This is a genomic window from Sphaerisporangium viridialbum (genome assembly GCF_049674955.1).
In the GTDB taxonomy this organism is placed as follows: Bacteria; Actinomycetota; Actinomycetes; order Streptosporangiales; family Streptosporangiaceae; genus Sphaerisporangium; species Sphaerisporangium viridialbum.
The window spans coordinates 5784143-5801138 of record NZ_CP187232.1; the positions used below are offsets into that span (position 1 = coordinate 5784143).

General features: G+C 72.6%; 17 protein-coding genes. 10 read left to right on the forward strand and 7 right to left on the reverse strand.

What is annotated here, in order from left to right; all coding sequences use genetic code 11:
- Nucleotides 1-24 precede the first annotated feature (24 nt).
- Together ACOZ38_RS26025 and ACOZ38_RS26030 are read left to right on the forward strand one after the other, a co-directional pair.
- A complete protein-coding gene (locus ACOZ38_RS26025; RefSeq protein WP_424533788.1) occupies nt 25-822 on the forward strand; it encodes an ABC transporter permease in 798 nt (265 codons plus the stop codon).
- A 5-nt stretch (nt 823-827) separates the two neighbouring features.
- A complete protein-coding gene (locus tag ACOZ38_RS26030; RefSeq protein ID WP_424533789.1) occupies nt 828-1604 on the forward strand; it encodes an ABC transporter ATP-binding protein in 777 nt (258 codons plus the stop codon).
- 14 nt (nt 1605-1618) lie between these two features.
- On the opposite strand, the gene ACOZ38_RS26035 is transcribed toward ACOZ38_RS26030, so the two are convergent.
- Nucleotides 1619-2128, reverse strand: a complete 510-nt coding sequence (locus ACOZ38_RS26035; RefSeq protein WP_424533790.1) for a hypothetical protein — start codon at nt 2126-2128, stop codon at nt 1619-1621.
- A gap of 149 nt (nt 2129-2277) precedes the next feature.
- Here ACOZ38_RS26035 and ACOZ38_RS26040 point away from each other — a divergent pair, with 149 nt between their 5' ends.
- Nucleotides 2278-2853, forward strand: a complete 576-nt coding sequence (locus tag ACOZ38_RS26040) for an MFS transporter (protein WP_424533791.1) — start codon at nt 2278-2280, stop codon at nt 2851-2853.
- Between the two features lie 113 nt (nt 2854-2966).
- Nucleotides 2967-3737 carry a YcnI family protein gene (locus ACOZ38_RS26045; protein WP_424533792.1) on the forward strand — a complete coding sequence of 257 codons (771 nt, stop codon included), beginning with the start codon at nt 2967-2969 and terminating at the stop codon, nt 3735-3737.
- A 41-nt stretch (nt 3738-3778) separates the two neighbouring features.
- On the opposite strand, the gene ACOZ38_RS26050 is transcribed toward ACOZ38_RS26045, so the two are convergent.
- Genes ACOZ38_RS26050 through ACOZ38_RS26060 form a run of 3 tightly spaced genes read right to left on the reverse strand, consistent with a single transcriptional unit; the run spans nt 3779 to nt 6940 of the window.
- A complete protein-coding gene (locus ACOZ38_RS26050; RefSeq protein WP_424533793.1) occupies nt 3779-4786 on the reverse strand; it encodes an ABC transporter permease in 1008 nt (335 codons plus the stop codon).
- Nucleotides 4773-5792, reverse strand: coding sequence for an ATP-binding cassette domain-containing protein (locus tag ACOZ38_RS26055; RefSeq protein ID WP_424533794.1), 1020 nt, complete (start codon nt 5790-5792; stop codon nt 4773-4775). Before ACOZ38_RS26055 ends, ACOZ38_RS26050 begins: the two co-directional genes overlap by 14 nt.
- The gene (locus tag ACOZ38_RS26060) at nt 5789-6940 is read right to left on the reverse strand and encodes a LolA family protein (protein WP_424533795.1); all 1152 of its coding nucleotides are present in this window, start codon (nt 6938-6940) and stop codon (nt 5789-5791) included. Before ACOZ38_RS26060 ends, ACOZ38_RS26055 begins: the two co-directional genes overlap by 4 nt.
- A 237-nt stretch (nt 6941-7177) precedes the next feature.
- Between ACOZ38_RS26060 and ACOZ38_RS26065 the strand changes: the two genes are divergently transcribed.
- From ACOZ38_RS26065 to ACOZ38_RS26075, 3 genes are all read left to right on the forward strand, one after another.
- Nucleotides 7178-7852 carry a response regulator transcription factor gene (locus ACOZ38_RS26065; RefSeq protein WP_405150702.1) on the forward strand — a complete coding sequence of 225 codons (675 nt, stop codon included), beginning with the start codon at nt 7178-7180 and terminating at the stop codon, nt 7850-7852.
- Nucleotides 7842-9209, forward strand: coding sequence for a sensor histidine kinase (locus ACOZ38_RS26070; protein WP_424533796.1), 1368 nt, complete (start codon nt 7842-7844; stop codon nt 9207-9209). Before ACOZ38_RS26065 ends, ACOZ38_RS26070 begins: the two co-directional genes overlap by 11 nt.
- Before the next feature lie 122 nt (nt 9210-9331).
- Nucleotides 9332-10759 (forward strand): pyridoxal phosphate-dependent decarboxylase family protein, encoded by a 1428-nt coding sequence (locus tag ACOZ38_RS26075; RefSeq protein ID WP_424533797.1) that lies wholly within the window; start codon nt 9332-9334, stop codon nt 10757-10759.
- Here the strand turns inward: ACOZ38_RS26075 and folP are convergent.
- The gene (folP, locus tag ACOZ38_RS26080; protein ID WP_405150707.1) at nt 10750-11598 is read right to left on the reverse strand and encodes a dihydropteroate synthase; all 849 of its coding nucleotides are present in this window, start codon (nt 11596-11598) and stop codon (nt 10750-10752) included. The two genes, ACOZ38_RS26075 and folP, sit on opposite strands and share 10 nt — an antisense overlap.
- A gap of 86 nt (nt 11599-11684) precedes the next feature.
- Entirely contained in the window at nt 11685-12554 is an 870-nt protein-coding gene (locus ACOZ38_RS26085) for a LysR substrate-binding domain-containing protein (protein ID WP_424533798.1), read from the reverse strand.
- Nucleotides 12555-13126: 572 nt separating this feature from the next.
- On the opposite strand from ACOZ38_RS26085, the gene ACOZ38_RS26090 reads away from it, so the two are divergent.
- Complete coding sequence (locus ACOZ38_RS26090; RefSeq protein WP_424533799.1) at nt 13127-14371, forward strand: neutral zinc metallopeptidase; 1245 nt, start codon at nt 13127-13129, stop codon at nt 14369-14371.
- Between the two features lie 200 nt (nt 14372-14571).
- Nucleotides 14572-16176 carry an LCP family protein gene (locus tag ACOZ38_RS26095; RefSeq protein WP_424533800.1) on the forward strand — a complete coding sequence of 535 codons (1605 nt, stop codon included), beginning with the start codon at nt 14572-14574 and terminating at the stop codon, nt 16174-16176.
- Nucleotides 16177-16213: 37 nt separating this feature from the next.
- Here the strand turns inward: ACOZ38_RS26095 and ACOZ38_RS26100 are convergent, their stop codons facing one another.
- Entirely contained in the window at nt 16214-16477 is a 264-nt protein-coding gene (locus tag ACOZ38_RS26100; protein ID WP_405152069.1) for a hypothetical protein, read from the reverse strand.
- Between the two features lie 122 nt (nt 16478-16599).
- Between ACOZ38_RS26100 and ACOZ38_RS26105 the strand changes: the two genes are divergently transcribed.
- The gene (locus ACOZ38_RS26105) at nt 16600-16956 is read left to right on the forward strand and encodes a TetR family transcriptional regulator C-terminal domain-containing protein (RefSeq protein ID WP_424537088.1); all 357 of its coding nucleotides are present in this window, start codon (nt 16600-16602) and stop codon (nt 16954-16956) included.
- Nucleotides 16957-16996: the final 40 nt, after the last annotated feature.

Genomic DNA, 16996 nt, shown 5'->3' on the forward strand with positions numbered 1-16996 from the left:
CCCGGCCCCCGAGGGGGTGCCCCGATGATCGAGATGGCGAGAGGCTACGTGCTCCTCGCGGCCACCTGGATCCGCGCCGCCGCGCAGTATCCGGCGTCGATGGTGCTGCTCACGGTCGGCTCGTTCCTGGTCACCGGCCTCGACATCGCGGCGATCGCGGTGATCTTCACCCACACCGGCTCCCTCGGCGGCTTCACCCTGCCCGAGGTGATGTTCCTGTACGGCACGTCCGGCATCTCGTTCGCGCTCGCCGACATGCTCTTCGGGAACGTCGACAAGCTCGGCCAGCACGTCAGGGCCGGCACCTTCGACGCGATGCTGGTCCGGCCGGTGAGCCCGTTCGTGCAGATAGCGGTCGAGCGGTTCACCTTCCAGCGCCTCGGCCGCACGGCGCAGGCGGCGACGGTGCTCGCCATCGCCCTCACCCGGCTGCACGTGCCGTGGCAGCGCGCGTGGATGATCCCGATCATGGTGCTCTGCGGCATCGTCCTGTTCACCGCGGTGTGGACCCTCAGCGGGGCACTGCAGTTCCTGCTGACCGACGCGGCGGAGGTGGGCCACGCGTTCACGTACGGCGGCGGCCAGCTCACGCAGTACCCGCTGAGCGTCTACGGGAGCGACCTCGTTCGCGCGGTGACGTTCATCGTGCCGCTGGCCTTCGTCAACTGGCAGCCGGGCCTGTTCGTCCTCGGCCACCCCGACCCGATCGGCCTGCCGTACGCCTTGCGCTTCCTCGGCCCGGTCGCCGCGCTCGTCCTGTCCTGCGTGGCCGCGCTCGCGTGGCGCGCCGGGCTCCGCCGCTACCGTTCGACGGGGAGTTGACGCACATGATCGAGCTCGACGGGGTCGGCCGTTCGTTCACGGTACGCGGCAGGTCAGGGCGCCTGCGCCGGAGCACGCGGGTCGTGCACGCCGTGCGCGACCTGTCGTTCGAGGTGGCCGCCGGGGAGTTCGTCGGCTACCTCGGGCCGAACGGCGCGGGCAAGTCCACGACGATCAAGATGCTGACCGGCATCCTCACGCCCACCACCGGGCGCATCCGGGTCGCGGGGCTCGACCCGTCCCGGCGCCGCACGACGCTCGCGCGGCGCATCGGCGTGGTCTTCGGCCAGCGGACGACGCTGTGGTGGGACCTGCCGCTCAAGGACAGCTTCACCCTGATCCGGCACCTTTACAAAGTAGATCGGGTGGAGCACCGCAAGCGGCTCGCCGAGCTGGCCGACGTGCTCGACCTCGGCGGCTTCCTGGACAAGCCCGTACGGCAGCTCAGCCTCGGGCAGCGCATGCGGGGCGACATCGCGGCGGCGCTGCTGCACGACCCCCCGGTGCTGGTGCTCGACGAGCCCACCATCGGGCTCGACGTGGTGAGCAAGGCGGCGGTGCGCGACTTCCTGCGCGGGCTCAACGCCGAGCGGGGCACCACCGTGCTGCTCACGACGCATGACCTCGGGGACATCGAACGGCTCTGCCGCCGCGTCATGCTGATCGACCACGGCAGCCTGGCCTTCGATGGCACCGTCGCCGAGCTGAGGGCCACCGCCCCGGAGGGCGCGTCGATCGAGGAGGTCGTCACCCGCCTCTACACGCGGGCGGTCCGGTCGTAGCCGGGACGTCCCGCTCAGTAGTAGCCGCCGCCCGCGGGCTCGGAGGTCTCCTCCTCGTAGTCCTCCTCGTCCCGCTCGCGGCCGGCCCATCGCGAGGGCATCAGCACCGGGACGAAGAGGGCGATGCCCAGCATCGCGTAGACCCCCGTGCCCAGCAGGTCCTGCATGCCCTTGCCGGCCTGGACGATCATGGGGTTCATCGAGGGGTCGTCCGGCGCCAGGCCGAGCGCGCGGTACACGTCCAGCACGTAGATCACCGTCCACGCCAGCAGCACCATGGACGGCACGAACGTCGCGAGGGGCGAGACCCTGCCCGCCACCACCAGGCCGAAGACCAGACCGGCCGCCAGCATCGCGCCAAGGCCGATCAGCGCCTTGGTGTCCCTGATCGGGTCGACGGCGCCCGTGGCGGCGTTCGCGACGCCGGCCATCCCGCGTAACGCGTCCTGCGAGGCCCACCCGGTGCCCACCAGGAGCACCGCCGTCACCACAACGCCGAGCAGCAACCCGAAGAAATGCCGCATGGTGACCACCTCGTTCTGCACAGAACCAGCGAACGCGGGCAACAGTAGCGACAAAACCCCTGAAGCGGCAGACGTCACAACGAGACGGTCGAAATGTCGATGGGCCGCGGAGACAGGCGGTCCCCCGGCGTGGCACCATGTGGGGCGTCATGCGTGCCCACCTCCCCCTGCGCCTCGCGCGGTCGGCCGCCTTCACGGTCGTCTGCGTGACGCTCGCCGTGCTCGGCCACCGGGCGGCGGGCGGCTCGGGGCCCTCGTCGTGGGCGGTGGCCGCCGGTGGCGTCGCGGTGACCGCCGCGACCGTCCTCCTCGCCGGGAGCGAGCGCTCGCCCCAGACGATCATCGGCTTCCTGGTCGGCGCGCAGCTGTTCCTGCACCAGATCTTCGGCCTCTCGGGGGACATCGGTTCCCCCCTGAGCGTCCACCTCTCCCATGGGCAGGGGCTCGGCGCCGACATCGGCATGGTGGTCGCCCACCTCACCGCCACGCTGATCACCGGCTGGTGGCTGGCCAGGGGCGAGTCCGCCCTGTGGTCGGTGCTCCGCAGGCTGGGCACGCTCGCCGTCCGCCGGCTGCGCCACCTGCTGGCCCTGCTCGACGAGGGCACGGCAGGCCCCGTACAGCCCGCCGCCCGCGCCCCCGGGCGCCTCGATCCCGTCCCGGCCGGGCGGGAGCTCCGCCATACCGTCACCAGGCGCGGTCCTCCGCTTCCCGCCGCCTCCTGACACCTCGCGAGCCGCCGCCACCCGGCGGCGCGTCCTCTGACGCCCGCCCGGCCTCCCCGGCGACGCGGCTCGCGCTTCCTGCCTTCCCCCCTGTACGAAGTGGAGATTTCCCGATGTCGTTGAGCTCTGCCGGCCGCCGCCTGGCCGCCGTCACCGCCGGTGCCCTCGCTCTCACCGTCGGCCTCGCCCTGCCCGCCCTCGCCCACGTCACCATCAACCCGGGAACGGCGGAGAAGGGCGGTTTCACCAAGGTCGCCTTCCGCGTCCCCAACGAGCGGGACAAGGACTCGACGACCAAGCTGGTAATCGACCTCCCGATCGACCACCCGCTGCCGTTCGTCTCGGTGCGCCCGGTTCCCGGGTGGAAGGTCCAGGTCACCGAGAGCAAGCTGCCCAAGGCCGTCCCGTCCAAGTACGGCGACATCACCGAGGCCGTCACGAAGATCACCTGGACCGGCGGGAAGATCGAGCCGGGCCAGTTCCAGGAGTTCGAGGTGTCGATGGGATTCATGCCCGAGGACACCGACCAGCTGCTCTTCCCCGCCACCCAGACCTACTCCAGCGGTGAGGTCGTGAAGTGGGCGGACGAGCCGAAGGCCGACGGCACCGAGGCCGAGCACCCCGTCCCGACCCTCAAGCTCGTCGCGCCGGCGGCCGGGGGTGACGAGCACGGGTCGGCCGCCGCGTCCGCGACCCCCGCCGCCTCGGCGGCGCCCACGCTGGCCGTCAAGGCGCAGGGCGACTCGCACGACGACGCGAGCGCCGGCGCGGACTCCGACGGGACGGCGCGGCTGCTGGCCGGCATCGGCATCGTCGTCGGAGTCGCGGGCGTCGCGACCGGTGTGGCGGGCCTGCGCCGCGGGCGGCGTACCCCGCAGGAGTGACCCCCCGGCCGGGTCCGGGTGCGCGAGCGCCCGGACCCGGCTCAGCTCGTGATGTCGCGGCCGGAGAAGCGGCCCCAGGCGATGGAGCCGAAGACCACCGCGTAGGCGGCGAAGACGAGCAGCCCCTGGCCCATCACGTCGGTCGCGATCGGATCGCGCAGCGCCCCGTCGAAAGAGCCCCACCAGGAGGTCAGAAGGTACGGCTGGGCTGGGGCGAGCTGCGGGATCACGCCGAGGACCTGAGAGAACACCACGGTCACCACGGTCGCCGCGACGGCCCCGATGGGCACCTCGGTCATCGTGGAGACCGCGAGGCCGACGGCCCCGAGCGCTGCCATCCCCGCGGCGCTGTAGCCGGTGACGATGAGGACGCGCAGCAGCCCGTCCGCGAGCGGGATGGTCGTCCCCGACAGCAGCGTGACCGGCCCCACGGGGAACAGGACGAAGCCCGTGACCAGCGCGGCGACCGCGACGACCGCGCAGGCGGCGAGCCCGAAGACGGCCACGTTGGCGAACTTGACGGCCAGCAGCCGGGTGCGGCCCGCGGGGGCGGTGAGCAGGTAACGCAGGGTGCCACCATTCGCCTCGCCCGCGATCGCGTCCCCGGCGACGACCGCGACGGCCAGCGGCAGGAGCAGCTGGACCAGCAGCGACAGCGCCACGAAGGTCAGCATCAGCCCGTTCCCCGCGACCTGCGTGATGAGCGACGGCGCGTCTCCGTCTCCGCCCACCACGCGGAGCACGATGCCGATCAGCACAGGGACGAGGGCGAGCACGATGAGCATGGCGATGTTGCGCGGCCTGCGGAAGGTGAGCCCCAGCTCCGAGCCCAGCAGCCGCAGCGCCGCGCGCGCCGCCCCGGGGCTCGCGTACACGGCCGGGACCGGCCCGGCGGCCGGCTCGACGGCCATCCCGACGGTCGGCCCCACCGTCGGCTCTGTGGCCGGCCCGGCGGTCGGCTCTGCGGTCAGCTCTGCGGTCGGCTCTGTGGCCGGGCGGGCGGGCGCGGCCGCCGGTGATGTGGTTCCGGCCGATCTAACCGTCGACATCGAATCCCTCTCCTGTCAGGCCGACGAACAGCTCTTCGAGGCTGGGCCGCAGGACGGCGAAGCCGCGTACGGCAACCCCGTCCCCGACCAGCTCGGCGACGACGCGCTCCGGCGCGACCGCGCCGAGCTCGGCCGTGACCTCGTCCAGTCCGGTGCGCACGTCGGCGAGCCCGAGGTGGTTCAGCACCGACGCCGCCTGGGCGGCGTGCGGGCCCTCCACGCGCACGCGCGGGGCGTGCCCCTCGCGCAGGGAGGCGATCGGCCCCTGGGCCACCAGGCGGCCGGTGCGCATCACGCCGACGTGGGTGCACATCTGCTCGACCTCGGCCAGCAGGTGCGAGGAGACGAAGACGGTGGTGCCGTCGGCCGCGATCTCCTTGATGAGCGACCGCACCTCCCTTGTGCCCTGCGGGTCGAGCCCGTTGGTGGGCTCGTCCAGCACGAGCAGCTCGCGCGGGCCGAGCAGCGCGGCGGCGATGGCCAGGCGCTGGCGCATGCCGAGGGAGTACGCCCGGTAGCGCTTGCCGGCCGCCGCCCCGAGCCCGACGCGGTCGAGCGCGACCCCGACGCGGGCCCGCACGGTGCGGGGGTCGGCCGTGGGGTCGGCGGCGTCGTACCGGCGCAGGTTCGCCTCGCCCGACAGGTACGGGTAGAAGGCCGGGCCCTCGACCACCGCGCCGACCTTGGGCAGGGCGGCGCCGAGCCCGGCGGGCATCGGCCGGCCGAGCACCTCGCACCCGCCGCTGGTCGGGCTCATCAGGCCGAGCAGCATGCGGATCGTCGTGGTCTTGCCGGACCCGTTGGGACCGAGGAAGCCGAAGACCGAGCCGCGCGGCACGGCGAGGCCGAGGTCGTCGACGGCGACCTGCCCGCCGCGGAAGCGCTTGGTGAGCCCGCGCGACACGATCGAGCAGTCGTCGGTGGATATCGCTTCTGAGGCCGGGCGCGGGACCCCGGGAAGGGGCGCCGCCTCGTGCGCCCCCTCCCCCGTCATCGTCGTCGTCACTTCTGGCCGGCCGCCTCGGCCAGCGCCTCGGGAGTGACGGCTCCCACCAGCAGCCTGCCGTCGTCGGTGACCAGCGCCGACACGAGCTTGCTCTGGATCACCCTGCCGCTCCCCCAGGGTCCGGAGACCTGCTTGGCCGACTTGAGCAGCGAGTCGACGACCGTGGTGGGATCGCCGTTCCCCCACTTCCCGTGCTCGCCCGTGGCGGGCGGCCGCTGGAGGTCGGCGAGCGAGAACGGCACCTCGGCCACGGTGGCCCAGCCCTTGCCGATGGTGCGGATCTTCCCGGCGTCCTTGCCCAGGGCGTGCCCATCGGGCTCGGCCGGCTTGCCGCCGCTCGGCGCGCCCTCGGCGCCGAGCGTCTTGTCCTCGACCTTGGCGCCGGCGGGCGGGGTGAACGCGAAGTTCTCGGGAGCGGGCGCCGAGAAGCTCACCTGGGTGAAGCCGACCTCGAACGCGGGCTCCGAGGCCCCCTTGGCGAAGACCTGCACGCGCAGCGGGATGTAGTTCTCCCCGTCGAGGGCGAGCTTGACCTGCTTGACCAGGGACGAGGTGTCCTTGGGCGTGAGGACGAGCTGGTAGGCGGCGCGGCCGGCGACGTGCTGGCCGTTCTCGACGGTGACCGCGGTGCTCTCGTCCGCGGCCTTGAGCACTTCGGCGGCCATGTCGGCCGGGGTCGTGGCGGTGGGCAGCGCGGTGTGCGCGGCCTTCGCGCCGTCGGCCCCGGTGCCCTGCGGCAGCTTGTAGCGCACGGCGGTGTTCTGGTCGCTCTGCCACAGCCAGGCCTCGCCGGTGCCCGTGGAGATGACGTCGGTCTCGCTCATCGGGCCCGGCAGGGCGAGCCGCACCCGGCCGTCGCCGCCGTACCAGACCTTGATGGTGTGGGACCCGGACAGCAGGGACATCGGCGAGCTGCTCGACCCCCCGGGCAGGGGCAGGGCCGGCAGGCCCAGGGAGGCGGTCTCCACGACGGTGCCCGACATGGCGGGCGGCGCCTGGTGCCGCGCGGTCTTGGCGACCTCCGCGAGCAGCTGCGCGGCGGTGCGGTCGGGGAGGGACGGGTCGCCCTGGACGGCGGCGATGACCGGCCCCGCGCCGACCGCGGCTCCCACCACGGCGACGGCGACGACCGGGACTCCCCACCTCACGGCACGTACTCTTCTGGACTGGGACGGCATGTCACTCCTCAACGGTATGTCTTCGCGATCCGATACTCCGCAGACTGCCGCGCGGCCCCTGTGCCGAAGCTGAGACAAGCTGAGAGGGCTCTCAGGCCGGAGGGCTTTCCGCAGCTCGCGGGGCCGGCCGCCGGGTCTTCGTTCTCAGCCGGGTCTCAGCCGGCACAGGCCAAGATGGGTGACACACAGATTTTGGGGGGAGTCCGGATGCGCGTGCTCGTCGTCGAGGACGAGAGGCGGATGGCCGCCGCGCTGCGGCGCGGGCTGCAGGCGGAGGGGTTCGCGGTCGACCTGGCCCACGACGGCGAGGACGGCCTGCACCTGGCCCGCGAGGGCGACTACGACGTGGTCGTGCTCGACATCATGCTGCCGAGGCTCTCCGGCTACAACGTCTGCAAGCGGCTGCGGGCCGAGGAGAACTGGGTGCCGATCCTGATGCTGTCGGCCAAGGACGGTGAGTACGACCTGGCGGACGGCCTGGACCTCGGCGCCGACGACTACCTGACCAAGCCCTTCTCCTACGTCGTGCTCGTGGCCAGGCTGCGGGCCCTCATGCGGCGCGGCGCCCGGCGCCGTCCGGCGGTGCTCAGGTCGGGGGATCTCACCCTGGACCCGGCCGGCCGGGCGGTCGCGCGCGGCGGCACCCCGATCGAGCTGACGCCGCGCGAGTTCGGCCTGCTGGAGTTCCTGCTGCGCCGTCCGGGCGAGGTGGTGTCCAAGACCGAGATCCTGGAGCACGTCTGGGACACCTACGACACCGATCCGAATGTGGTCGAGGTGTACGTGGGCTACCTGCGCAGGAAGATCGACGTCCCGTTCGGGCGCAACGCTTTGCAGACCGTGCGCGGGGCGGGCTACCGGCTGGTGGGCGATGGCGGCTGACCGGTCGCCTTTGGCCTGGTGGCGGCGCAAGAGCCTGCGCTTCCGGCTGACCGCCACGGCCTCGGCCGTCCTGGCGCTGGCGCTCGCGGCGGCGTCCGCGCTGCTGGTCAGCGTGCTGGGCCGGGCGCTGATCGCCTCCACGGACGAGGTCGCCTACCAGCGGGCCAGGGAGGTGGTCGCCCTGGCGGACGACGGGCGGCTGTCCGACCCCGTCGCCGTCCCGGACGGCACGATCATCCAGGTGCTGGACGACCGGGGCCGCATCACCCACGTCACGCTCGGCGCCGACCGCCTGGTCCCGCTGGTCAGCGCCCGGGCGCGGGAGGAGGATCCGCCGGACGGCCGGGGCCGGTTCGTGGACGGCGGCCCGTACGGCATCCCGGGCCCGCTGCGCGTGGTCGTCCTGCACGCCGACCACGGCAGGACGGTGATCGCCGCGCGGTCCTTCAAGGACGTCGCGGACAGCCTCGCGGCGACCGTCCACATGCTGGTGGTCGGCACGCCCGTGCTCCTGGTGCTGCTCGGCGCCGCGAGCTGGCTGATCATCGGCCGCACGCTGCGGCCGATCACGGCGCTGCGCCGGGGCGCGGCGGAGATCAGCGGCACCGCCAGGGCGCGCCGGCTCCCGGTGCCCGAGGCGCGCGACGAGGTGCACGAGCTGGCGACCACGCTCAACGACATGCTGGCCCGGCTGGAGGCGGCCGAGGCCTCCCAGCGGGCCCTGATCTCGGACGCGGCCCACGAGCTGCGCAGCCCGCTGGCCAGCATCCGCCTGCAGCTGGAGGTCGCGCTCGGCCACCCGGAAGGGCAGGAGTGGCCCGAGACCGCGGAGGGCGTGCTGGAGGACACCCTGCGCCTCAGCCGGCTGGCAGAGGGTCTGCTCACCTTGGCACGCCTGGACGAGCGGCGGCGCCCGGCCCGGTGGCAGCCCGTTGACCTCGGGGAGCTGGTCGAGGCGACGGCGGACCGCTACGACGACACCGTGGTCAAGATGGTGGCGGCGGGACCCGCGGTGGTCGACGGCGACGCGATGGACCTGGGGCGGGTGCTGGTCAACCTGCTGGACAACGCCGTACGGCACGCGGCCGGCCACGTCGGCGTGGAGCTGCGCGCGACCCGGGCGGAAGCGTTGATCACGGTCACGGACGACGGGCCGGGGATCCCCGAGGCCGACCGGGAGCGGGTGTTCAACCGGTTCACCCGGCTCGACAGCTCCCGCAGCCGCGACGACGGCGGGGCGGGGCTCGGCCTCGCCATCGTCCGCGAGACCGTCCGGGCCCACGGGGGCTCGGTCCACCTGGAGGACGCCTCCCCCGGGCTGCGCGCCGTCGTGCGGCTGCCGCTCTCGCGTTCGTGAGGTGTGACGATCTTGTGCCCGTTATGTAGGGGCTGGCGTGGTAATGTCCCTCGCCGATCGAGTGGTGTCACCCCTAGGAGCGGCGCCGCCTGAGCCGCCCCCGTGCCCCAAGGGAGAATCACGTGCTTCCCGAGAACGGCCGTACCGCCGAAGAGCTCCTCGCGGAGATCGCCCGGCTCAGGCGCGACGACCTGCCGGTGCGCGGCGGCAAGGTCACCGCGTACGTCTACGACACCGGCCGCCCCGAGGTGCACGAGGCCGCCGCGCGGGCCTACTTCGAGATGCTCGAAGTGAACACGCTGGACCCGACGGCGTTCCCGAGCATCGTCGCGATGGAGAAGCAGGTCGTCGGGGCGGTGGCGGAGCTCCTCGGCGGCGGGCCGCACACCCCGGGCATCTTCACCAGCGGCGGCACCGAGTCGATCATGCTGGCCGTGAAGGCCGCCAGGGACGCGCGTCCCGTCGCGGGACGGCCGCGCATGGTGCTGCCGGTGACCGCGCACCCGGCGTTCCACAAGGCGGCGCACTACCTCGGGGTCGAGGTGGCGCCGGTGGCCGTCGACCCCGGCACCTTCCGCGCCGATCCGGCGGCCGTGGCCGCCGCGATCACGCCCGACACCGTGCTGGTCGTCGCGTCCGCCCCCTCCTACCCCCAGGGCGTGGTCGACCCCGTCGCGGAGATCGCCGCGCTGGCGGCCTCGCGCGGGGTGCTGTGCCACGTGGACGCCTGCGTCGGCGGCTGGCTGCTGCCCTGGCTGGCGCGGGCCGGGGCGGTGGTCCCGCCCTTCGACCTGTCGGTGCCCGGCGTGACGTCCATCTCCTGTGACCTGCACAAGTTCGGCTACGCGCCCAAGGGCGCCTCGGTCGTGCTCTTCGCCGACCCCGCGCTGCGCCGGGCCGCGTACTTCGCCTCTGCCGCGTGGCCGGGGTACACGGTGATCAACACCACCGTGCAGAGCTCGAAGTCGGCGGGCCCGCTCGGCGGCGCGTGGGCGACGCTCAACGCGCTCGGCCGCGCCGGCTACCTCGACCTCGCCCGCAGCACCCTGGAGGCCACCCGCAGGCTCGTCGCGGGCATCGGCGCGATCCCCGGCCTGCGGGTGCTGGGCGAGCCGGAGTCCTCGCTGGTGGCGTTCGCGGGCGAGGACGGCGTGGACGTGTTCGTGCTGTCCGACGAGGCGCGCAAGCTCGGGTGGTTCCTGCAGCCGCAGCTCTCGTACGCGGGCATCCCCGCGAACCTGCACGTCACGGTCACCGGGGTCACCCTCGCCGGGGTGGACGCCATGCTGGAGGTGATCGCCGCCGCGGCGGCCGCCGCCAGGGAGAGGGGTCCCGCGCGGATCCCCGACGGGCTGACCGGCGTCCTGACCTCGCTCGACCTCGACGCGCTGGACGACGCGACGTTCACGGAGCTCGCGGCGTCGGTCGGCGTGGAGCTGGGCGGTGACGGGCAGCCGGAGATGGCGGTGGTCAACACCGTGCTCGACGCCCTGCCGGCCGGCACCCGTGAGGCGATCCTGATCAGGTTCCTGTCGGTGATCTACGGCTGAGCCCGGCCGCTCCTGAGCCGCTCGACGGTCGCGAGGGCGGCCCTGGCCGAGGCGGCGTCGTGGACGCGGAAGACCCGCGCGCCCTGCCAGGCCGAGACGGCCAGCGTGGCGAGGGTGCCCGCGTGGCGCTCCCCGACCGGGAGCCCGCCCAGCGCCTCTCCCACGAAGTCCTTGTTGGAGACGGCGACGAGCACCGGCCACCCGGTGGCCACCATCTCCGAGAGCCTGCGGCTGACCTCCAGCGAGTGCCAGGTGTTCTTCCCGAAGTCGTGCGCCGGGTCGATGAGGATCGCGTCCTCGCGCACGCCGGCCCGTACGGCCCGCCGGGCGAGGTCGGCGGTGTGCGCGACGACGTCGGCCACCACGTCGTCGTAGGCGATGCGGTGCGGCCGGGTCCTCGGGGTGACGCCTCCGGCGTGGGCGCACACCAGCCCGATGCCGTGCTTGGCGGCGACCTCGGCCAGACCGGGATCGGGACCGCCCCAGGTGTCGTTCAGCAGGTCGGCCCCGGCCTGGGCGACCACCTCGCCGACCTCGGCCCGCCAGGTGTCCACACTGATCACCAGGTCGGGATGGGCGGCGCGCACGGCGGCGACCAGGTCGGCGACCCTGCGGATCTCCTCGGCGGCGTCCACGGTCTCGCCCGGGCCCGCCTTCACCCCGCCGATGTCGACGATGTCGGCCCCGGCCCGGACCGCCTCGGCGACGGCGGCCAGCGCGGCGTCGAAGCCGAAGGTCCTGCCCTGGTCATAGAAGGAGTCGGGGGTGCGGTTCACCACGGCCATCACGGCGAACTCGCCTGGCCGGAACTCGCGGTCACGCAGGCGCAGAGTATGCATCGCCGCAAGCGTACGCCAGCATCGCCGTACAGGGCTCCGGCGCCGCCGGACGGCGTCCCGAAGTCCCGGGAACGCTCCAAAACGGCTCAGATCGCCGAGCCGCTCTCGGCGACGGTGAGGAAATCCTGTGCCATACCCGGCAGGCGCTTGCGCGCGTGCACGAGGGCGATGATCCGGCGCAGCGGCGGGTCGAGGGAGCGGACCACCAGCCCCGCCCGCACGGCCTGCTCCGACATCCCCCGGTACCCGAGCAGGGAGGCGGAGGCGGCCCTGATCGTGGCCAGCCAGCCGCCGCGCTCGTCGGTCTCGGCGGCCACGACCGGCCGCACGCCGTACGTGGCGAAGAGCTGGTCGAACTCCCTGCGGCGGGCGCTGCCCGGCAGCGGCAGCACGAGCCGCATGCCGTTCATGCGGATCATGGGGATCGACTCGGGGAGGTCAAGGCCGGGAGGCGAGATCAGCACGATCTCCTGCCGTTCGAGCGGGTGGCTGACCAGGTCGGCCGGCACGGGCAGATCGGTCAGCCCGAGGTCGGCACGCTGCTCCCGGATGGCGTTCACGACGCCGTCACGGCCGTCACACCGAACGATTTGCACCCGTACCCCCGGATGCTCCGAGACGTAGGAGGGAAGGAGGCGGCCCGCCAGGCCGGGCTCCAGGCTCGGAGGCGAGGCGATGCGCAGCTCGCTCGCGCCGGAGTGCGTGTGCGTGGCGAGCGCCTCGATCTCGTGGACGGCGTCGAGCGCCTCCTTGGCGAGCTTGACGACGCGGCGGCCCTGTGCCGTCACGACGACTCCCCGCCCCGAGCGAGCGAAAAGGGTCATGCCGAGTTCACGTTCCAGGTCGCGGATCGCGCGTGAAAGCGCGGGCTGCGCGATGTAGAGCGATCTGGCCGCGTCGGTCATGGTGCGGTGCTCCGCAGTGGCGACCACATAACGGAGCTGCTGCAGATTCATGGAATCGAAGCTAGGGCAGAGGGGCTCGGCGAATCCGGAACATCGCAGAGATCACCTTGGATGATTTCAGAATGTAACCAGATACCGCTACTTCCGTGACTACTGGGAATTCAGTGCAGTTATGCCCAAAATGCTCCAGAATGTGGATCTTGTGACTGGGGAGAGCGGCTCGGCCTTCTGAGGCCGGGAAGGGGGCGCACGGAATGGGTACCAACGGACAGCGTCCTCCACCGCCCCCGCCGGGGGGACGCCATCCCTATCCGCCCCCTCAGGATCCACGCCAGGGCGGCGGCCCGGTGCCGCCGGATCCGGGCTGGAGCGGCGGCCCCGTACCGCAGGGAGGCGGCCCGGTGCCGCAGGACGTCCCGCCGCCGTACCCGCCCAGTGGACCGCGCCAACCGCCCCAGGGTTACCCGCCACAGGGGCGGCCCTCGTACCCGGGACCCGGCCAGGGCCCCGGGCGGCAGCCCTACCCGGGACAGGGACCCGCCCAGCCGTACCCCGGACAGGGCCCGGCGCAGCCACACCCGGGGCAGCCACACCCGGGGCAGCCACACCCGGGGCCGCAACCCGTGCGGTCGTACCCGCCGCGGCCGGAGGGCCGGCCCTACCGGCGGCCGTACCCGCCCGCGCAGGCTCCCGGGCAGCAACCCGGGCCCTCGTACCAGGCTCCTCCCCCGCCTCCGGGCGGCCAGGCGCCCGCGCCGTTCCCGCCGCCTCCGCCGGGGTGGAACGGCCCGCCAGGTCCGCCCAGAGGTCCGTACGGCCCGCCGGGGCACCTGCCCCCGAACTGGCGCCCACCGAAGCGCAAATCGAGCGCGGGCGCGGTCGTCGGCGGCCTTCTCGGGGTGGTCGCCGCCGTGTTCGTCCTGCTGGTGATCGGTTCCGCGGCCCTGAAGAGCGCCAGGCACCCGGACCCGATCTCTCCCGTGGCGCTCCCGACCTACGCCCCTTACACGCCGATCCCGTACCCCACCCGCTCCTCGCCCCACGGCACGACCCGGACGCCCACATCGGTGACGCCCCCGCGCGACACGTCGAACTCCCAGGCGGACACGAACACCCAGACGAGCCGGCCCTCGCTGAACACCACGCTGACCGGGAACACGGTCTACCGGGTCGGCGCGCTGCCCCGTGTCCCCTGCCACGCCGCCGCCACCAACATCTTCAACGACGCCCAGCTCAAGTCGCTGATCCTGAAGACGGGACAGTGCATGAGCCGGACCTGGTCTCCCGCGCTGCGGAAGACCGGCATCGCCTTCGCCCCTCCGAGGTACGCCATCACGGCGCGCGGCGGCCGGGGCGCGTGCGGCGACTTCCCCCAGCGGGGCAGCATCGTGCCCTACTACTGCCCGCGCAACACGACCATCTACGCCTCGACCACGGCGCTCGCGCGCGGCCGTGGCGACCAGCGCGGGTACGGCTCGCTGTCCAGCTGGCACGGCGCGATCATCGGCATGATGGCCCACGAGTACGGCCACCACGTCCAGCAGTTGTCGGGGCTCGCCAACTCCTGGTGGGGCAAGACCCTGGACGCGCGGTCGCAGAGCGCCAAGCTCGCCCTGAGCCGCAAGTACGAGCTGCAGGCCAACTGCTTCAGCGGCATGTGGATGAGGTCTGTGGCCACGAGCTACCCGATCCCCCTGGCCCGCCGCGCCAACCTGTTCTACTTCTTCTCCAACGTCGGGGACTGGCCCGGATACCCGCGGGACCACGGCACGCCCGCCAACAGCGGCCGCTGGTTCCGGCAGGGATACGAGCGCGACAAGGCCTACCAGTGCAACACCTGGCTCGCCCCCGCCTCCAGCACTTCGTAGAGGCGGGCGTGCTTGACAGCGGCTGTCAGGCGAGATGACGAGTTAGGACAGTTGTTACCGTCCGATTCCTCAAAATTGGCTTTGCGTAAGTGATGTCCAGGTATGGGGGTTAGAATCCTGGAATTCCGTGAACCTGCGGGGGGTCAACCATGGGTTTCTCCTGGTTGACAGCCGGATTCGACAGTCATGAGGGAGCGCTTGTGACCACGCCTGTGGGCGGCACCGCGGGGGAGGCGGCCGGGGACGGCCCGGAGGAACCCGCCCCGAAGCGGCCGGCCGCCACACCTCCCCGCTACGCCAAGACCCCCACCACCGCCTCCGTCATCGGATGGACGGGGCTGTCCGCGCTGGTCCCCGGCGCGGCCCACCTCCGTGCGGGGCAGCGGCGCACCGGTTTCGCGCTTCTCGGGGCCTTCGCCCTCCTCCTCGTCGCCGGCCTCGTGTTCGCGCTCGTCGTCCGGGCGAACGTGGGCCTGGCCGTCAAGGACGGCTTCCTGGTGACGGTGATCGCCGCGGCGGCCGTCGGCGCGCTGGCGTGGTTCGCCCTCATCATCACCTCCTACATCGCCCTCGGCCCCAACCGGCTCCCCCAGACGGGCCAGGTGGTCTCCGGCATCGTGGTCGGAGTCCTTTGCGTGAGCGTCATGGCGCCCTTCGCGCTGACGGCGAGCAGCATGATGACCGTGCGCCAGACCGCGGCGGCCATCTTCCCGACCGTGCAGGTGCCGGGCGAGACCATCGCGCCCGTCAAGCAGGAGGACCCGTGGAACGGCAGGCGCCGGGTCAACTTCCTGCTCATCGGCGGTGACGCCGCCGGCGACAGGACCGGCGTGCGGACCGACAGCATGACCGTGGCCAGCGTCGAGGTGAAGACCGGCAACACGGTCATGTTCAGCCTCCCCCGCAACCTGCAGTACGCCCGATTCCCCAAGGGCGACCCGCTCGCCGCGAGATTCCCCAACGGCTTCACGGGCGACTCGGGGCAGGGCCTGCTGAACGAGGTCTGGCAGTACGCCGAGGACCACCTCGGCAAGGGCAGGGGCCCCCACGAGCTCAAGAGCGCCATCGGCTACACCCTCGGCCTCAAGGTCGACTACTACGCGATCGTCGACATGTACGGCTTCGCCGCGCTGATCGACGCGATCGGCGGGCTGAAGATCCGCGTGGAGACCGACATCAAGTGGGGCGGGCACTTCGGCACGGCCGGCACCATCAAGGCGGGCTACCAGAAGCTCGACGGCGAGCACGTGCTCTGGTACGGCAGGTCCCGCGTCGACAGCGACGACTTCTCGCGCATGTCGCGGCAGCGCTGCGTGATGGGCGCGCTCCTCGACCAGGCCACCCCCAGCGTGGTGCTCGCGAACTTCGGCAAGATCGCGACCGCCACCCGGCACATGTTCCGCACCGACATCCCGCGCGACCTGCTGGAACACCTGGTGCCACTGGCCCTGAAGGTCAAGGACGCCAAGACGACCAGCCTGCAGTTCGTACCGCCGACCGTCTGGCCGGGCGCGGCGGACTGGGTGAAGATCCGCCGCCTCACCACTCAGGCGATCAAGGACTCCGAGCGCTCCGCCCGGGGCCTCCTGGCCGCGGGCGTCACCGCCAGCCCCACCACGACGGCCGGCGCGGCCACCGCCTCCCCGTCCGGGTCCCAGAACCCCTCGGCGACCCCGACCCCCAGCGGCTCCTCCGCCAGCCCCACCCCGGCCCGCACCCCGAGGGCCTCCACTCCCCTCGACACCCCGACCCCCAACCATCAGAACAAGGCAGCCAAAACCCTCTCAGAAGCCTGCGGCTTCTGAACCCCCCGGCCGACTACCGGACCAGGCGCGACGCGCGTTACCCCGCGGCCTTCTTGAAGATCTCGACCAGACTGGCGAAGCTGTCGGCGGCGTGGCCGCCGTCCCTGGTGGCGTGGACGATGTGGTCGACGCCGGCCACACCCGTGGCGAGCTTGTCCACGTCGCCGGTGTGCCTGCCCGCGTCGATCCGCGGCGCGTAGAACCCGAGGAAGCCCGGAATCGAGGACATCATGGACGTGGCGTACGGCAGGAACTCCTCCGCCGATATGCCGTGCGCGTCGGCCACCGCGAGAGCGCGCAGGTAGCTGCCTGCTTGCTCACGAGGATCTCCCTCACTGCTCGGTCTACCACTTCTTCCCGGGTGGGAAGCAGGAGCTGGGCGCGGAGGCGATCCGCCAGGGCGAGCAGGAGTTCACCGGCATCCTGCGCGAGGGGCTCGAAAGCGCAGAGGATCCGGCCGAGGCGGTCATCGCCTGCACCCGGATTCTCGCCAAGGAGCTCCGCGACTCCGACTGGATGGACGGCTGCCCGGTCACGACCACCGCGCTGGAGACCGTCGGCCGCGCTCCCGACATCCAGCAGGCCTTCGAGCACTGGCGGGGCCTCGTGTCCGACAGGCTCCGCCGCGCCGGCATCGCCGAAGACGACGCCCGCGACCTCGCCTGCACGGTGATCAACACCCTCGAGGGCGCCGAACTGGCCGCCCAAGTCTCCAGAACCGAGAAGCCACTAGAGATAGCGGGCACCCACCTGGCCCGCCTGATCAACTCCTACAGGTGACGTCTGGCGGCAAAGGGAGGTGTCACAGGGCTCTCGCGGG